Annotated in this window: 11 protein-coding genes; 5 read left to right on the top strand and 6 right to left on the bottom strand. The window is 52.6% G+C overall.

Going from position 1 to position 17,501, the window contains the following annotated elements; translation table 11 throughout:
- Positions 1-7: 7 nt before the first annotated feature.
- From AB1L42_RS19225 to AB1L42_RS19205, 5 genes are all read right to left on the bottom strand, one after another.
- Positions 8-454: an ATP synthase subunit C gene (locus tag AB1L42_RS19225; protein ID WP_367059889.1), complete on the bottom strand. Its 447-nt coding sequence runs from the start codon at positions 452-454 to the stop codon at positions 8-10.
- Positions 445-2,250: an ATPase V gene (locus AB1L42_RS19220; protein ID WP_367059886.1), complete on the bottom strand. Its 1,806-nt coding sequence runs from the start codon at positions 2,248-2,250 to the stop codon at positions 445-447. Before AB1L42_RS19220 ends, AB1L42_RS19225 begins: the two co-directional genes overlap by 10 nt.
- The gene (locus AB1L42_RS19215) at positions 2,247-2,876 is read right to left on the bottom strand and encodes a V-type ATP synthase subunit D (protein ID WP_367059883.1); all 630 of its coding nucleotides are present in this window, start codon (positions 2,874-2,876) and stop codon (positions 2,247-2,249) included. Before AB1L42_RS19215 ends, AB1L42_RS19220 begins: the two co-directional genes overlap by 4 nt.
- A 121-nt stretch (positions 2,877-2,997) precedes the next feature.
- Positions 2,998-4,341 carry a V-type ATP synthase subunit B gene (locus AB1L42_RS19210; RefSeq protein WP_367059880.1) on the bottom strand — a complete coding sequence of 448 codons (1,344 nt, stop codon included), beginning with the start codon at positions 4,339-4,341 and terminating at the stop codon, positions 2,998-3,000.
- Between the two features lie 211 nt (positions 4,342-4,552).
- Complete coding sequence (locus tag AB1L42_RS19205) at positions 4,553-6,043, bottom strand: sulfatase (protein ID WP_367059877.1); 1,491 nt, start codon at positions 6,041-6,043, stop codon at positions 4,553-4,555.
- 1,102 nt (positions 6,044-7,145) lie between these two features.
- Here AB1L42_RS19205 and AB1L42_RS19200 point away from each other — a divergent pair.
- Together AB1L42_RS19200 and AB1L42_RS19195 are read left to right on the top strand one after the other, a co-directional pair.
- A complete protein-coding gene (locus AB1L42_RS19200; RefSeq protein WP_367059874.1) occupies positions 7,146-9,671 on the top strand; it encodes a PSD1 and planctomycete cytochrome C domain-containing protein in 2,526 nt (841 codons plus the stop codon).
- Between the two features lie 2 nt (positions 9,672-9,673).
- The gene (locus tag AB1L42_RS19195; protein ID WP_367059871.1) at positions 9,674-11,083 is read left to right on the top strand and encodes a DUF1501 domain-containing protein; all 1,410 of its coding nucleotides are present in this window, start codon (positions 9,674-9,676) and stop codon (positions 11,081-11,083) included.
- 95 nt (positions 11,084-11,178) lie between these two features.
- Here AB1L42_RS19195 and AB1L42_RS19190 read toward each other — a convergent pair whose 3' ends face one another.
- Positions 11,179-13,035 (bottom strand): sulfatase, encoded by a 1,857-nt coding sequence (locus tag AB1L42_RS19190; RefSeq protein ID WP_367059868.1) that lies wholly within the window; start codon positions 13,033-13,035, stop codon positions 11,179-11,181.
- Positions 13,036-13,485: 450 nt separating this feature from the next.
- Here AB1L42_RS19190 and AB1L42_RS19185 point away from each other — a divergent pair, with 450 nt between their 5' ends.
- The 3 genes from AB1L42_RS19185 to AB1L42_RS19175 all read left to right on the top strand — a co-directional run bounded on the left by AB1L42_RS19185 (position 13,486) and on the right by AB1L42_RS19175 (position 17,467).
- Positions 13,486-14,862 carry a nucleotide sugar dehydrogenase gene (locus AB1L42_RS19185; protein WP_367060076.1) on the top strand — a complete coding sequence of 459 codons (1,377 nt, stop codon included), beginning with the start codon at positions 13,486-13,488 and terminating at the stop codon, positions 14,860-14,862.
- A gap of 113 nt (positions 14,863-14,975) precedes the next feature.
- Complete coding sequence (locus tag AB1L42_RS19180) at positions 14,976-15,983, top strand: NAD-dependent epimerase (RefSeq protein WP_367059865.1); 1,008 nt, start codon at positions 14,976-14,978, stop codon at positions 15,981-15,983.
- A 134-nt stretch (positions 15,984-16,117) separates the two neighbouring features.
- Positions 16,118-17,467 (top strand): PQQ-binding-like beta-propeller repeat protein, encoded by a 1,350-nt coding sequence (locus tag AB1L42_RS19175; RefSeq protein WP_367059862.1) that lies wholly within the window; start codon positions 16,118-16,120, stop codon positions 17,465-17,467.
- Positions 17,468-17,501: the final 34 nt, after the last annotated feature.

Below are 17,501 nucleotides of genomic sequence, written 5' to 3'. Positions count from 1 at the left end.
CATGCGATTACTGAGGCAGTCGTCCAGCCAGAACGAGTGCGAACACAAACGCGAACACTGCGAAACCCTCGATGAGCGCTGCAGGAGCAAGAGAGACACCAAACACTTCCGGTTTGCTCTTGGAGGCATTGATGGCTGATGCACATGCTGCCCCCTGTGCCATCGCACTGCACGTCAAGGCCGCTCCGCACATGACTCCCAACACGAAAATTCCGGGAGAATTCTCGGGGGTGATCGCGGCAGGCAACGTCATCGTCACCACGATTCCGTAAATGGTTTGCGACGACGGCATCGCTGCCACGCCAACGAACCGTCCATAACCTCTCTCGACTTCGAGCATGGCTCCGCAGGCGGCCATCCCGCCCCGAAGACAGCCGATCATGCTGCCGATCGCCCCGAGCGCCAGTGGCGAGTACAAGCCGATCCAACCGAGAACCAGCATCGTCATTTCCATAATGATCCGTCCTTTCGTCGAAACGGAGCGAAGGTTTGCCCCTCTTCCTTCAGTCCCCAGTTAAAAAACTCAATCACATTGAGTCGCAGCCCGTGAATCACACCGCTGGAGACCCCCAGCAGCATGTTCAATGAATGGCCGAACAACAAAATCAGCAACGCAAGAAAAAGCCCCAGACTCGGAACCGCTTCACGAACACCCGAAGCCATATCATTGAAAGCGGTCGCCAACGAAGCGGAGGCCAGCCCCAAGGCAAAGAGTCGCAAATAACTCAAAATGTCCCCAAACGCGGCGGAGACTTTCGCAAGCCCCAGAGTTCCATAAAGAAGTCGACGGTGAGGCTTTTCGTATGGAGCGGTATAAAGCACGACGAACAACAGCCCAAGAACCATAGCTGCGGTCCCGACTGTTCCCAAAGCACTAAACTTCTCATCGATTTTGCTTGCCGCAAAAATCAATCCGCCTGAGATTGCCACTGCCCAGCCCAGAGAACACAAGCGGTCCGTCCAATTTGAATGACGTCGTGCATCCATAATGTTGGCGAGGATGACATGCACTGCTCCGACTAAAATCGACAGGCCCATCATCATCGTAGAGTTATTCATATCCAAGAAATGAAGGTGACTCAACAAAGAGCCTTCAGCCGGTGTGACTCCAAAATAGCTTCCGACGAACACTCCATAGATGAGCGAAGCCACGGAGATCAGGACTAGCATCGGACGGAACCGGCATCCAGTGGGGGACTTTCCGAGGCGTTTCCAGAAGAAAGCGAGGGCCAGTAAGATAATCAGCGAATAGGCAGCGTCTGCCAGAATCATCGCGAAGAAAATCGCAAACGAAACAAGCACCAACGCAGACGGGTCCCACGTCCAATATCCGGGAGTCATGTAGAATGAAACCAGATCTTCACCGACTTCGGTTCTCGGCGTGTTTCGCATTAAGGTCGGCGGATTTTCATCTCGCCGTGGAGCTCGACTTTCACAGACGAATCCATTCTTTTGTGAATCAGAAGTGAGTTCTGCAACATGTTCCTCTGGTACCCAGGCTTCGACTGCGAAGATCGGATCACTGTCGCAAGTCAGTGCTGCGGCACGTTGACGAGCGGCGGAGTCTTCCAGGTCATTAAGGCTCCGTGCAAACAATCGGCACCACATGGTGAGGCGAGTTCGTTCCACCATGCAGTTTTCGATTTCGACTTCGACTTCGCCAAGACGATTCCGCAACTGTTGCGGCGAGCGCGAGTCGGTTTCAATTCGTTCCCCCACAAACTCAACGGGTTTCTGATCAGCGACCACCACGACGTAACTCATTTGCCGACTCGTCGAAACGATTCTCCAAGGGAGCTTCTCCCCTGCCCTGTTCAGAAAACCGGTCTCTTTCAACTCCGATGCTTCGCGACTCGGGACGACATAAAACCACAGCTTGAGACCCGCCATCTCGTCTGGCGATGCAAATGCAAATTCTCCAAACGGACGAAGCTCCTCGATTCGCTGCTTTACTTCATCGCGTTCGTAGCGAAGATCGTACAGCTGCGACTCTAGCTCAAGTGCCTGTTTCTCGATGCCTGCTGGATCGAATAGTTTCGGGTCGCTGATCTGCCGACGATGCTGCGGCGTTGTAAGTAGAAACTTTAACGCTTTGCGAGAATTGTTCGTCGGCCCTTTGAATTCGAGGCCATCCTGGCTTCTAAACGGGATGATTTCTAACTTGCCAAATTCCTGCAGACGATCGAGCAGACGTTCTTTGTCTTTCTGAAAACCAAAGATCGTGACATGTGACAATGGAACGATGCTCATCTTTGATCCTCCTCAAAGCTGTATCCCGCTCCAGTTGCCTGTTGCTTTGCTTTCGCCAGTTTCGAGGTGACAACAGATGCTCGCTCGGCATCGTTGAGATAGATCCGAATCCGCTGGATGTTCTTCTCAGCCGTGGGGATGAGGATTTTCTCAAAGAGATTCACACGCTGCGTGATCCGGCGAACAGCGTGGTTGAGAATCTCGAGACGTTTTTCCTCGACACGTGCTCGAAGCTTTAGTTCCACAGCCTGTTTCAACCGATCCACGAGCACGTCAAACCAGGCAGGTGTCGCCATTTTCGAATACCCTGCAATCTCGAGGTCGACACTCTGAAGAACCGGAAGCCGAGTACCGACGACGTTGTCTTCACCCACAACATGACCTTTGAGATGAACAAGACGTGTGTAATCAAAAGAGTCATCAGCGATCATCGGGAGATCGCGGCTCGTTTCGACCTCGAGTTGCTCCAATGCATCAATCGTCTTCTCATGGTCGACCCGGGCTTTCTTGGCTTCAACGGAGAGCTGACGACGTTTTAGATCGAGTGACGGCAGAAGTTTCTTGTACAGCTTTAACTGTTGCTGTTGTTGCTGAAGCGAGTTTTTGCTGAGTTTTAATTTCGCCATCGATCAACTGCAACTTTCCACGAAGTAACCAAAAGACAGCACAGAAATTCAATACACGTGAGATTGTATTCAACTCAGTGCAGCGTTGTGGCTGACCGAGACTTGAATGTGCTCATTGCAGCTATTGCTTCTCCTTGTCCTCCGCCCTAGGGAAATACATGTCGACCAGATGTTGTTTCATCAGCAATTCTCTGGGCTCAAAACACTCCGCGAGTGTTTGCCAGCACAAGTCGAGTGCGTCATTCACTCCCAGTGAGACATGAATGTTCATGAATCGCTCCCGGAATAACTTCGAGTACTTGAGGAGTTTCTTGTCAAACTGAGACAATTCGAACGCCATCGCCTGTTTTTTCTCCGACTCGACTGCTTCTGAATAGAACCGAATCATCGTATTCATAATCTGCGAATGGTCTTCTCGAGTCTCTTTGCCGATGACATGCTGCTTCAATCGCGATAGCGACCCAAAAGGATCAATCACGCCGCCATGCAAATAGAATTGCCCTTCTGTGATGTAACCGGTGTTATCTGGAACAGGATGAGTGACATCGTCCCCCGGCATCGTCGTGACGGTTAAAATTGTGACGGAACCCGCTCCTTTGAAGTCGCACGCCTTTTCGTAGCGTTGTGCGAGCTGAGTATACAAGTCCCCCATATAACCCCGGACGGCCGGAATCCGCTCCTGTGCGACTCCAATCTCTTTCATGGCATCGGCGTAAGCTGTCATGTCTGTCATCAGCACGAGAACTCTCTTGTTCTCTTCAACAGCGAATCGCTCTGCCACCGCGAGTGCCATATCGGGGATCAATAAACGCTCGACAAGTGGATCGGACGCTTGGTTGACAAACATAATCGTCCGACCGAAGACACCGTGTTCTTCAAACGACCTGCGAAAGAAGTGGTAGTCGTCGAAGATCAATCCCATCCCGCCGAAGACGAGCACATCGGCGTCCGCTTGGAATCCGATTCTCGCAAGCAATTCGTTGTGTGGCTCTCCAGCAATGGAAAAGATGGGAATTTTCTGGCTTTCAACCAGTGAATTGAACAAGTCAATCATCGGAACGCGAGTTTCAATCATGCGCGACGGCATCACTCGCATCACGGGGTTGACTGTTGGACCGCCGACGGGAACATGACGATCCGTCGTCAGCGAAGGACCACCGTCGATTGGTTCGCCCGATCCGCAGAAGATTCGCCCAAGGATGTTCGGGGAGTAAACAACGTCGAGCGGTTTTCCCAGAAATCGCACGACGGCGTCGGTCGAAAGCCCCTTCCCCCCCGCAAAGACCTGAAGGCTGACGATGTTTCTATCGAGCCCGATGACTCGCGCCATCGAGGCTTCCCCGTCGGTGTTCTGGACCTCAGCGATGTCACCAAGGGCAACTCCCGACGCCCGCAGTCGGATCACGTCGCCAACAATTTCCAGAATGCGCGTGTACCGAACAAGCTGCTGCACCGATTCAGTCATCCTCCGCCACCTTTCATCACTGGAGCATGACTTACGATATCGAATGACCGACAAGCTTCAAACCGAAACGACAGCGTTTTCAAATTTGGTGAACGGACTTCTTCAATCGTATGCTCAAGCTCACCAGGAACTGCGAATCAGGAATTTGCTCGAACAGCGAATTCACACAACTTTCATTAAACTTCCCCTAACATAAGCTTTGGCACCTCATTCATTTCGACGCAGCATGCCGCGCGAAGTGATCGGGATATTTCCAATCGTAGTTTTTTGCTTTGGACTTGGACTTCACCGATTGAACCTCGTTTGTCAGTTCATTCAAGATTTGCTGATCGAGCAGTGGATCGTTCGTCGCGGCTCTCCACTGTTCGAGGTGTTCTTTGAGATCATTGAGCGTCTCTGCATGCTTTGGATCGCCAGCAAGATTGTGAAACTCATGTGGGTCTGATTGAAGATCATAGAGTTGGTACCGAGGAGGCTGTTCCATCAGCTTGTATGCTTCATGAACATCGGTCGGAGATTGCTCGATGGACTCTTCAATGGTTTGAGACCCTGCAGGCAGAACCTGATTTAGTTTCTGAATGGTGACGGAATAGTCGGGGTGAATCGTGTTCGGCAACAGGCTTTCAATGAGTTTGTAACGCGCGTTCCGGATCGATCGCTGCGGAAAGTAGTTCGGGGCTGCAGCATGCGTGTGATATTCCGCACAGAAATATTCTCTCCACTGCGCGTCCTCCTCTGACAGCAGAGGCAACAGAGACTCTCCCGGAAGGTTTTTGACTGGATCTGCTTGCGATGCTTCCAGCAGTGTCGGCATTAAATCGATCGTCGATACAAGTTCGTCGCGTACCTGTGGAGCAATCTTTCCCGGCCAGCGCATCAGTAATGGGACTCTCAATCCTCCCTCATAGCTCGTTCGCTTCCCTCTCAAAAAATCCGCACCATGATCGCCAAAGTAGATGACGATCGTATTTTCGGATTTCCCGGATCGCTCCAAGGCTGCTAACAAGTCTCCAATAAGGGAATCAAGTCGGCTCATGCAGTTGTAATGGTTGGCAACCAACTCTCTTAGCCCGGGTGGATTGATCCCCATGTACTCGATGACTTGCACGTCGTTTGCGGATTGTGGTTGTTCCGGCGATCCTTCAATCTGACGAATCCATGGAGCATGGGCATCTGGGTAATTCACGCTGAGAAAAAAGGGCTTGTCATCCTCACTCATGAATGACTCCGCATGCTGCGCGTATTCCGACAGATTCTTGCGAGCGAAGTTTGAAGACGGAATTTCATGCAGATCGAAAGGAAACGCTGACTTTGGATTGATGTGCAGCTTTCCAATCAGACCGGTGCGGTAGCCCGCCTGTTTCAAGCTTCGCGGAAGGTTTGGCGTCTCCTCGGAAGTTAATCGAAAGCCCCACGTTGCTAGTCCGATTTGACCATGCTGATGCGGATAAAGCCCTGTCAGAAAGCTGGCGCGAGATTGGCTGCATCCCGCTTGAGGAACAAAGGCTCGCTGGAACAGAACTCCACTGGCGGCCAGTTGATCAAGATGCGGCGTCTTGGCATATGGATCTCCGTAACATCCCAGTTCCGGTCCGTTGTCCTCTGAAACGATGAAGAGAATGTTGGGACGGTCATCAGACGCAAAGCTGACAGAACAGCACAGGAGCAGAATTGCCCAACAGTTTCTGATGTTTCGAATCATCGTTTCTCTTCATTCTGAACTAGTGATGAAACTCAAGCAAAGACCAGTGACAACAAGATGGCATCGAGTCACATTCTTGGTCAGCTCGTTCATTAAACCTAAAGAGTGCGCGATGCGCAGTCCAGACAGCCCGTTGGTGACCAAAGTCTTCAAGACACATGTCTCGCAAGAAACATTCTGAGAGCGTTCCGCAATCATGGTCACCTGACAGAGAGCATCGAGACCTGGTGAATGCTGGGAGACCGTGAGAATCGTCTTAGGGATGTCCCTCAACTTAGCCCTTCCTGCTTGCGAACGCTTAAGTAGATGCGATGCTCTGTAGACTCTGTCATTCACCGGCCCGTGATTGACAGAAAGAGCCTCACTCGGAACGCCCGCCCGACGTGAGGCTCGCTTGTTTTATGAGTCGACGACTTCAGTGTGGAGAGTCTACATCACCGAAGGCAGAGGGAATCGGAATCGTCATGTTGCCGTGAAACCACATGGACCAGATGCGGAATGTTTCCCCCATTTGATTCTGAGGAATTTTCTTGCAAAGCCGATTGTGTGAGCAATGTTAACCGTAAGCTGGCAATGACCTGGCCGGCTTCGCCAGCTTAGAGCCTCCCCAGGTTGCCCGCCACGGGGAGGTTCGCTGTCTTCTTCGGTTGACACTCTTCAACCTCATTGCCCTTCTCAAAGCCAGACAGGCGACTCTTCATTCTGCTCCTATTGCGACCGACGCACTTTCTTCGCAATGCAATAAACATCCTGTCTTATCGGCTCTTTCTTCAGGATACGGATGCAATCGCAATCGTTCGAATTGCTTGGGTAGTGTTTCGATGAGAACTCTGCGAAGCATGTCCCAATCACTCTCGTCGTCGCTCCGCTTCGGAGTGCATAGTGTCATTTTGATATTCCTGTGCATTCAATCCAAATGTGACGTTTCTCCTCGCTGCCCTCAAATTGACCAACCGCTGACGCGAAACTTTGCGAGTTGAGTTTGCGAAGTGAGGATGTTGTGAAATAGAATCAGATCAGACAAAGTGAATATGTGACATTCGATTCCATCTCATGTCACACCTCGCTTCCCGCCACTGACTCCTGCCTTGAAAATTCAACCATGTTGATCACCAATCGCTTCAGCGAGTTGAAAACATGTTGTGTTGCACTCAGCATCATCGCTGTGACAGCAGCATCAGCTGTCGCTGATAGCGGAGAAGACTTCTTCGAAGAGAAGATTCGACCTGTTCTTATCAAACGCTGCTACTCCTGCCATTCGGAGGCATCGCAAAGCTCAGAAGGCGGCCTCACACTCGACGCTCGAAGCGGCTGGCAAGATGGGGGCGATTCAGGCACGGCGATTGTCCCGGGCGACATTGATGGCAGCCTGTTAATTACCGCGATCCGCTACGACGACGAAAACTTGCAGATGCCACCCGATCAGGCGTTGAGTGAGCGGGAAATCGCAGACTTTGAACACTGGGTGCGTCTCGGTGCCCCTGATCCACGGACCGAAGCCGTTCGGCTAGTCAACGCAGATGTTCCGTCTGATCCGGTTCGCGGACGTGAACATTGGGCATTCCTCCCGCTTTCTGATCAGCCTCTTCCAGCTGTCACTGACACTCAGTGGCCGCTGACGACGATCGATCACTTCACTCTGAAAGAACTGGAAGATCGCGAACTGCACCCAGTTGATGATGCCGATCGTCGAACTCTTCTCCGGCGCGTTTCAATTTTGTTGACAGGACTTCCCCCAACGCTTGAGGAGATGGAATCGTTTCTGTCGGATGATCGATCCGATGCTTACGAGAGGCAAGTCGATCGGTTTCTCTCATCATTTCATTTTGGCGAACGTTGGGGACGCCATTGGCTCGACCTCGCAAGATACGCAGACTCCAACGGCCTCGATGAAAACTTTCTCTTCCGTGAAGCGTGGCGCTACCGCAACTGGGTCATTTCGGCGATCAACGATGACCTCTCGTATGACAGATTTCTGAGATTGCAGATCGCTGGCGACTTATTGCCGTACGAGTCCATCGAACAACGGGACGAACAGCGTATCGCAGCTGGTTTTCTCGTGATGGGGCCGAAAGTTTTGCTGGGGAATAATCCGGCGAATCAACGCATGGAAGTGGCTGACGAACAGATCGACACAATTGGACGAGCCGTACTTGGACAAACATTGGGGTGCGCTCGATGCCATGATCACAAGTTTGATCCGGTTCCAACCCGCGACTATTACGCACTCGCTGGAATTCTCTCATCAACTGAGGTGATGGAGCAACGATACATGCTCGGTCAACAGCGAGTGATGGAGCAACTCATTGGGCTCGGAGACGAGGGGGCTCAACTCGATGACGAATACGAAGCCTACTGGCGAGAACGGGAAGCGCTTAAAGATCGACGCCAACGCGCGACGGAAATCCTCGAACTCCTGAAAGCTGGCAAGCTCGAAGAATTCGCAGCTCGTGTTGATCGAGATGACCTCGTCATTGCCGAAGTGGCGAAGGACACGGAAGCCGCGATCGAGCAGAGAATCACAGCCCAGCAGGAAATGGTGACCGAATTTGATCGACTTTGGAATTCGCCGCCATCGATCCCGCCTCGAGCCATGTCGCCGACGGAGCGGAGTGAACCCGCTGATGAACACATCCGCATTGCCGGACAGTTCGACAAGCTGGGCGATCAAGTCCCTCGAGGATTTCTGCAAGTTCTGACGAACTCAGAAGTCTCAATTCCCGCTGAGCAAAGTGGTCGACTCGAACTCGCAAACTGGCTGACGAATACAGAGTCAGGAGCGGGGAATCTGGCAGCACGAGTTCTCGCCAACCGTATCTGGTATCACCTGATGGGAAGAGGCCTCGTTCGCACCGTGGACAACTTCGGTCGAACTGGAGAAACGCCCACCCATCCTGAACTTCTCGATCATCTCGCGAACTTGCTGATTGATTCAGGATGGTCGACGAAATCGCTGATCAAGAAGATTGTGATGAGCCACACGTTCGTGCTGAGCAGTTCTCACGACAATTCTGCGCACGCGATCGATCCGGAAAACGAACTTCTCTGGCGAGCACATCGTCGACGGCTTGATCCTGAGTCACTCCGGGATGCAATGCTCCTTTCCGGTGAACAACTCGATCTCAACCCCATGGACTCAACAGTCTGGTACCTGGGCGATCAGGCTACAGCTGTCGGCGCCAATACAAATCGTCGCCGCACAGACTTTCCATGTCGGAGTGTTTACCTGCCAGTGATTCGCAATGACCTTCCCGAGATTTTCGAAGCCTTCGACTTCACTGATCCTCATGCTGCAACAGGCATGCGTCCCAAAACGCTCGTTGCGAAACAAGGGTTGTTCATGTTGAACGAAGAGTCAGTGATCAACATTGCTGAGAAAACTGCGACGGCTCTGCTTGCGAATGAGACCCTATCCGATGATCGACAGCGTCTTGACTATCTCTACGAGTTGATACTCAATCAAACGCCTGCCGATGCAGACCGAGACCACCTGCTGACATTCTTAAACGACTTCAAAGAGCACGCCGCACCGACGTCGCCAGAGCAGCCCCGTTCACCCGAGCAACAAGCCTGGTCGATGGTTTGTCAGGCACTCTTTGCATCAAGTCGATTTCAAGTTCTGGAGTAGCCATGAAGTGCAATGAATTCGAGCCAGTCTGGAATCGAAGAGAGATGCTGCGGACGAGTGCATGCGGTCTGGGACAAATCGCTCTCGCTTCCATGCTCTCCGAATCCGCGTCTGCTTTCAGCGGAGCACATCCGACCGATGGAACGCCGCACTTCGCGCCGAGAGCGAAGCGGATCATCTTTCTCTTCATGTGGGGCGGGCCGAGTCATGTTGACTTGTTCGATCCCAAACCGGAATTGAACGCGCGGGCTGGTCAGCAGCTTTCCGGAAGTTCTGTCGGGGTCAATCGAGAGAACATGGGTGAGTTGCTGGGATCGCCGTTTCAGTTTCAGCAACACGGCGAGGGTGGAGTCTGGATCAGCGAGTTGTTCCCGGAACTGAGCCAGCACGCAGACCGGCTCTGCGTGCTTCGATCGCTTCACACAGAAGGCAGCGCTCACGGTGAGGCATTGCTCCGACTGCACACAGGCCAGGCCAATCTGGTCCGCCCAAGCGTTGGCGCGTGGGTCAGCTACGGGCTCGGAAGCGAAAGTGCAAATCTTCCCGCCTTTATCACGATTTCACCGCCTCGCGGACATGGCGGCGTGCAGAACTACGGCAGTGCATTCCTTCCCGCTGCTCATCAGGGAACTGCCATTGGATCCGCCGAAACACCTGTTTCTCAAGCGGTCGTTTCCAACCTTCGCAATCCCCGATTGAACACAGACCAACAACGTCGGCAGGTCGATTTGATCCAGTCGCTCAACCAATCCCACTTGCGACAATCGGTAACTGATCCGACGATCGAAGGGCTCATCTCGAATTACGAACTGGCGTTCCGAATGCAATCGACCATGCCGCAAGTCATGGGATTGGACGACGAAACACCAGCGACGCACGAGATGTACGGAATCGGAGAGGAGCCAACGGACAACTTTGGACGCCAATGCCTGCTCGCTCGCAAGTTTGCCGAGAATGGAGTGCGATACATTCAGGTGTCGACCGACTACACCTGGGACCATCATCAGAAGGTTCAGGAAGGATTGGTCGGCGAATGCGCGAAAGTCGATCGTCCGATTTCCGGGCTCCTGGCTGACCTCGATCAACGGGGGCTCCTTGACGACACGCTTGTCGTCTGGGGGGCAGAATTCGGCCGAACGCCAATGGCTGAAAACAAAGACGGCCGGAATCACCATCCGCAGGGGTTCACAATGTGGATGGCTGGAGGTGGTGTTCGTGGGGGAATGACGTACGGTTCGACGGACGACTTTGGATACGCTCCCGTCGAAAATCCCGTTCACATGCATGACCTGCACGCAACACTTCTGCATCTCCTCGGACTCGATCACGAGAAGTTGACGTACACTCACGCAGGAAGAAACTTCCGATTGACCGACGTGTACGGCAATGTGGTCCACGACATCATGGCGTGAGAGTGAGTTGGTCACGCCATCTTCAAGAAACGACATGCATGAGTCTGGCCTCAAAACCAAGCCAGACTCACGCAACGATCTCAAGTCTCGAGGGCTTACTCTGGAGAAACTTGGGACGACTGAATGTGTTGCAGGTTGTGCTGGAAGTCTTCTCCAACGAAGACCGCACAGCTAATGACGTCGTCTTTCAGTGATTCCGGAATCGCGAATTCCACTGTTTCAGTCCCGGTCCCGGCCACCGAGACGACTTTTCTTTCGACGCGTTTCTGATCACGTCCTCCTTTCAGAGTGACATGCAGCTTCTGTTCGCCGAGCTGTTTCGGAATTTTATGCTTGATCTGGACAGTTGCTTGAAGTTCCGGAGTGTCGCTTCGAACGATCTGCATCGAAATCAGGTTTTTGTATTTCTGATTCGTCTTGGACGAACCGTTTTGGTCTTTCTTCTTTCGTCCTCTTTGGGCAGCTTCTGCTTCTTTCTGGATGACGTAGTTCTCCATCGCTTCTGGATCGTCCCGATTTCGAAACGCGATCAGGCAATGATCATCGGTCTCCACCATCCACTGATCGAGAGTCGTCCGTAGAAAATCAAGATCGGCTGTGTGAGCGGGGCTGTCAATCAGATTGTGAAGACAGTCGGGATCGGACACGATGTCGTACAGTTCTTCAGGCTTGCGGTGCAGATAGACTTCATGTCGCTCACGGATCTGCGGGTCAGTTTCGGCAAGTTGTTTCATCTTCTTGTATGTCTGCGTGCCGGAGGTTGCCGTCGCGAAAACTCGTTCTCCGTTTGACCATGGATTGAAGATGTACAGCAGGTTTTGCGTTTGGATCGCACGCATCGGGTCACGAGACTTGCCCGAGTTCTCATTGTATTCCTTGATCACAAAATCACGCTGGGCCTGCTCTTCACCTTCGAGAATCGGGAGGAAGGATTTCCCCTGAACTCCATCCGGAACAGACAATTTGAGTGCATCGAGGATTGTCGGCAACAGGTCCACTGCAGAAACCATATGTTTGGTGTCGACGGTGTTCTCAGCGACTTTTCCGGGCCAGCGGAACATCAGCGGAGTTCGAGAGCTGTGATGATAAACCTGAGTCTTCGCGAACGGCAGCGGCATACCATGGTCGGAGAGAAACACGACAAGTGTCTCATCACCGAGCCCGGAAGCATCGAGGGCGTCGAGAACTTCACCGACACAGTCATCTGCACGGCGAACGGAAGAGTAATAGTGGGCGAGTTCCTGGCGGACGTCCGGATCTTCGAACAAGAATCCCGGGACGCTGACATCTTCAGCTGTGAAGACTCGACTCGGAACATGCGGATCGTCAACGACAGTCCCGTTCCTCCCTTGTGCATAGAAGGGCTTATGAGGATCGGAAACATTGATCATCACACAGAATGGCTGCCCTGCCTCCTGAGCGGCCGCAATCCCCATCGCAGCGGACTTCCCGTAGGATTTCGCATCTTTGAGTGCAAACTGCTTCCCGTTCGAGTCGGCATCGAGAATTTGGTCCCAGTGGTACGGATGATACGGAGTCGAATGTGAAACTTTTCCTCGGATCGCAGTGAAATAGCCCGCCTGCTTCATCAGATCGACAAGATGTGGATGTGTCGCATCAGGAACCTGATAAAACCCTTCGACACCGTTCGAGTGCGGATATCGACCGGACCACATCACGTTTCGCGAAGGCATGCAGTTTCCGACAACAACGTGAGCATGGTTAAACCTCAGCGACTCAGCCGCGAGTTGATCCATACGCGGAGTGGTGTCGGGCACCGGGCAGTCGTAAACGCCCATCGAGTCGCAACTCATGTCGTCGACGGTGATGATCAGTAAGTTCGTCGCAGCTGCCATGGTCGTTCCTGCCATGAGGAACACGCTAAGACAAGCTGTGATGACTCCAGAGAACGAAGAGAGAGTAAGACTTCGGATGTGCATGAAAACTTGCATGGCGGGCCTTTGCAGGATGAGGAATCACTGAGCATGACCAATTGATCGGAGAGAATCAATGCGATCGAAGGGTGAGTTTGGCCGAAGAATTTCAGGTGCCCCCCGACTCTCTCCTACGAAACGAAGGTGTCAGCTTCAAAGCTCGATGATTTTCCGTCCGATGGATCACTTCGGTAGTAGAGTCTTGGTTCGTGAGCCGTCGTTGAATTCGCGTACGTCGACTCTCCGTACAATTCTCGGAGGCGGAATCCGGACGTACGTTCTTCAAGGAGTTCAGGAAACTTCCTGCCTGCTAAGCAAAGGGAATCCTCCAGCCCCCAAACGAGGCTCGACTCACCTTCCCCTGTCAGGTAGTTTGACCTGTGAATACTTGGACGCCTTCACACTTGCAGAATCAATGACGGCGACCAAACTTTCCCAATCCCGGAATTCGAGAAGCTGATGTCAGGTATGTTGCACAACGACGGTCACATGGGAGTGACACCGGAACTATTGGAGCCCGATGGACTGGCTGAGTATCTCGGCAAGAAAATCCGCGACAAGTCCGCCGTCGTCGGGATTCTTGGACTCGGGTACGTCGGACTTCCACTTGTCGATCGCAGCTTCAGTTCCGGGTATCGCGTTCTCGGTTTTGACGTCGACCGTGCGAAAATCGAATCGCTGCTTTACGGCAAAAGCTACATCAAACACGTCCCGGACGATCGCGTTCAGGAATGGAAAACAAGCGGACGATTTGATGCGACGGACGACATGAGTCGTATCAAGGAAGCAGATATTTTGATCATCTGTGTCCCGACTCCGCTCACCCCCAGTCGCGATCCCGACCTGCAGTTCGTTCGCACAACCGTTCGCTCAATCGCCAGCGAACTGCGACCTGGGCAAATGATTCTTCTCGAAACAACGACTTACCCCTCAACTCTCCGCGAACTCGTTCTGCCGATTCTGGAAGTGAGTGGCTGCGTCGCTGGCGAAGAATTCTTCCTCGCTTACAGCCCGGAGAGAGATGATCCCGGAAACCCGGAGCCTTCGCATTCGCGCGTTCCCAAAGTCGTTGGCAGTATCGACGATCGAAGCGCCCGTCTCGCGGAAGCGTTCTATAAAGAGACCGGAGTCGACGTCGTTAAGGTCTCAAGCCCGGAAGTCGCTGAGGCATGCAAGATCCTCGAGAACACTTATCGTGCGGTCAATATTGCGTTGGTCAACGAACTGAAAATTCTCTTTGACCGAATGGGAATTGACATTTGGGAAGTCATTGAAGCTGCAAAAACGAAACCGTTCGGGTTTCAGCCATTCTATCCGGGCCCCGGCGTGGGCGGACACACAATTCCCGTTGATCCGTTTCACTTGTCGTGGCTGGGAAGAAAGTTTGGTGCCTCGACGAAGTTCGTCGAACTCGCTGGCGAATTGAATGTCCGAATGCCGGAATATGTGGTGTCTCGAGTTTCCGACTGTTTAAACGAAGTCGAGAAGCCGATCAAAGGGAGTCGCGTTTGTGTGCTTGGTGTTGCTTACAAACCCAACACCGGAGACCCACGGGAAAGCCCCTCGTTTGTGCTGATTGACCAATTAACATCCAAAGGCGCTCACGTCAGCTACAGCGACCCACACATCCCCACGCTTCCAAAGATGCGAAAACATCAATTGACACAACTTTCCAGCCAGGAATTAACACAAGAGTTTCTTGCGGAGCAGGATTGTATCCTGATTGCGACGGACCACAGTGCGTTCGATTACGAGTTCATCGTCGAGCATGCTCCGCTCGTGATCGACACGCGCAATGCGACGCGAGATGTTAAGTCCGGTCGTGACAAGATTCGTCGGGCTTAATTGGAGCGAAAGAAGCATGTGAGTTGATCGAACTCACTCGAACACTTCGGAAATGGCCACGACATCACCAGTCTGCTTGGAGACAAGTTTCAGAAGAGGAATCTGAGGCACGCATGAAAATTCTCGTCACAGGGACAGCTGGATTTATTGGCTTTCACACTGCTCGTGCATTAATGGACCGAGGAGACGAAGTCGTTGGAGTCGACTGTGTCAATGACTATTACAGCGTGGAACTCAAAGAAGCGCGGCTCGAGATGTTAAACTCGGATGAGCGTTTTCAATTCCACCGCTTTGACTTGTCTGACAGAGAGAAGACGGCGGACTTCTTTCAAAGCCAGCAGTTCGACGGCGTGATCCATCTCGCCGCACAGGCAGGCGTTCGGTACTCGCTGACAAATCCGCACGCTTATACGTCGAGCAATATCGATGGCTTCTTAAATATCCTGGAAGGTTGCCGACACTCGAAAGTTAAGCATCTTGTATACGCTTCGAGCAGTTCCGTTTATGGGGCCAATACAACAATGCCTTTTGCGGTGACGGATAACGTCGACCATCCTGTCAGCCTGTACGCCGCTTCGAAGAAAGCGAACGAGTTATTTGCTCACTCTTACAGCCATTTGTACCAGATGCCGACAACTGGCCTGCGATTTTTCACTGTGTACGGACCGTGGGGACGTCCGGACATGGCGCTGTTCCTCTTCACGAAGGCGATTCTCGCGGACAAACCGATCGATGTCTTCAACGAAGGAAAAATGCGACGTGACTTCACGTACATTGACGACATCGTGGACGGGATCGTTCGTGTTCTTGACCGCCCCACTGAGCCGAATCCAAATTGGTCCGGCGATGCTCCTGATCCGTCAACATCGAAAGCCCCGTACCGAATCTTCAACATCGGAAACCATCAGCCCGTTGAGTTGCTGGACATGATCCACTCGCTGGAAAGATGTCTGGGCAAAAAAGCTCAAATGAATTTGCTGCCGATGCAGCTCGGAGATGTTCCGGCAACGTTTGCAGACATTGAGTCCATTCAACAAGTCACCGGTTTTTCCCCTCGCACATCACTCGACTCCGGCATTGAGCAGTTCGTGAAGTGGTATCGCGACTACTATCAACAGTAGAAAGAACAGAAGCGACTTCGACGTCCTCTCCAAGAGTGCGGAAGTCAATGAAGTGCCCGCGCGACTTCACAGTTGAGAGGTCGATCCTTTAAGCTCTCGTTCCGATACTCCCCTTCTCACAAAAGGATCTTGGAATGAGTGCATCGAAACTTCGATTGTTGAGTTGGATTGCCATTGTCGGCGGGATCTTTCTTGCGGGAAACCAGCAATCTCAGGCAGCAGATAACGTCGAGCGGTCAACTTCCTGGCACCAATGGCGAGGGCCCAATGCCAACGGCGTGTCCGAGACAGCTACGCCTCCTCTGTCTTGGAGCGAGAACAAAAACATCCGCTGGAAGAAACCGATTGAAGGATTGGGCAATGCGACACCAATCGTCTGGGGCGACAAGCTGTTTGTTCTCACTGCCGTCGACACACGCCGTGTTGATCCTTCCAAACCGGCCCCAGCCGATCAGCCAGAACGGTCTTTTGGGATTGTGTTTCCGAACACGTATTACCAGTTCGTCGTGCTCTGTCTGGATCGGTCGACGGGCGAGGAAATCTGGGAGAAAGTCGTCGCAGAGCGTGTTCCGAACGAAGGTCACCACGGGGACAACAGCTTCGCTTCCTGCTCTCCCTTCATTGATGGCGAACACATTTACTGCTGGTTTGGGTCTCAAGGTTTGTATTGTCTGGATCTCGACGGAAACCTGCTCTGGGAGAAAGATCTCGGCCCGGTCGAAACCCGACGAAGCTTTGGAGAAGGAACTTCACCTGTCGCTCATGATGGCCGCCTCATCATTAATCGTGATCACGAAGGGCAATCGTCGATCATTGTTCTCGATGCAGCGACCGGAGAGGAAATCTGGACTCGAGATCGCGATGAGCTAAGCAGCTGGGCGACACCGTTGATTGTTGAGAAAGACGGAATTGTGCAGGTGATCGTGAACGCTGCCAATCGCGTTCGAAGCTACAACTTAGACGACGGAAGCATCGTCTGGGAATGCGGCGGCCAGGTCAGCAATGTCACTCCGAGTCCCGTGACAGACGGAGAATTCGTCTACTGCATGAGCGGCTATCGCGGTTCCTCAGCAATGGCGATCTCGCTCGATTCGAAGGGAGATGTCACCGGCACTGATCAAATCGCCTGGCAACTTTCACAAGGAACCCCATATGTTCCTTCGCCGATTCTCTACGATGGATTGCTTTACTTTACGCAGTCCAACAACGCGATCTTAACGTGCGTTGATCCCAAATCGGGCGACGTCTTGCTGGAGCGAACTCGCGTTCCAGATGTACGTGCTTTTTACGGATCGCCAGTGGCAGCCCAGGGGCGTATCTACCTGACCGGTCGAGACGGCGAAACTGTTGTGATTAAGGCAGATTCCGAGTTTGAAGTGCTGGCCACAAATCAGCTCGACGACCATTTTGACTCTTCCGCCGTACTCGTGGAAGACGCGATCTATTTGCGAGGAAAAGAAAACCTCTACTGCATTGGAGAGTAGAGGCCCCCGCGTGACACGTGCACTTGGTAATTAA

Source organism: Thalassoglobus sp. JC818, assembly GCF_040717535.1.
GTDB lineage: Bacteria > Planctomycetota > Planctomycetia > Planctomycetales > Planctomycetaceae > Thalassoglobus.
The sequence above is the reverse complement of the archived record's forward strand: the minus strand, read 5'-3'. Positions and strand labels throughout refer to the sequence as shown.

Bases quoted from the DNA above. Each gene is read 5' to 3' on its own strand.
- AB1L42_RS19175 (WP_367059862.1), top strand. From the start codon at position 16,118: ATGAGTGCATCGAAACTTCGATTGTTGAGTTGGATTGCCATTGTCGGC.
- AB1L42_RS19195 (WP_367059871.1), top strand. From the start codon at position 9,674: ATGAAGTGCAATGAATTCGAGCCAGTCTGGAATCGAAGAGAGATGCTG.
- AB1L42_RS19200 (WP_367059874.1), top strand. From the start codon at position 7,146: ATGTTGATCACCAATCGCTTCAGCGAGTTGAAAACATGTTGTGTTGCA.
- AB1L42_RS19185 (WP_367060076.1), top strand. From the start codon at position 13,486: ATGTTGCACAACGACGGTCACATGGGAGTGACACCGGAACTATTGGAG.
- AB1L42_RS19220 (WP_367059886.1), bottom strand. From the start codon at position 2,250: ATGAGCATCGTTCCATTGTCACATGTCACGATCTTTGGTTTTCAGAAA.
- AB1L42_RS19180 (WP_367059865.1), top strand. From the start codon at position 14,976: ATGAAAATTCTCGTCACAGGGACAGCTGGATTTATTGGCTTTCACACT.
- AB1L42_RS19205 (WP_367059877.1), bottom strand. From the start codon at position 6,043: ATGATTCGAAACATCAGAAACTGTTGGGCAATTCTGCTCCTGTGCTGT.
- AB1L42_RS19210 (WP_367059880.1), bottom strand. From the start codon at position 4,341: ATGACTGAATCGGTGCAGCAGCTTGTTCGGTACACGCGCATTCTGGAA.
- AB1L42_RS19215 (WP_367059883.1), bottom strand. From the start codon at position 2,876: ATGGCGAAATTAAAACTCAGCAAAAACTCGCTTCAGCAACAACAGCAA.
- AB1L42_RS19190 (WP_367059868.1), bottom strand. From the start codon at position 13,035: ATGCAAGTTTTCATGCACATCCGAAGTCTTACTCTCTCTTCGTTCTCT.
- AB1L42_RS19225 (WP_367059889.1), bottom strand. From the start codon at position 454: ATGGAAATGACGATGCTGGTTCTCGGTTGGATCGGCTTGTACTCGCCA.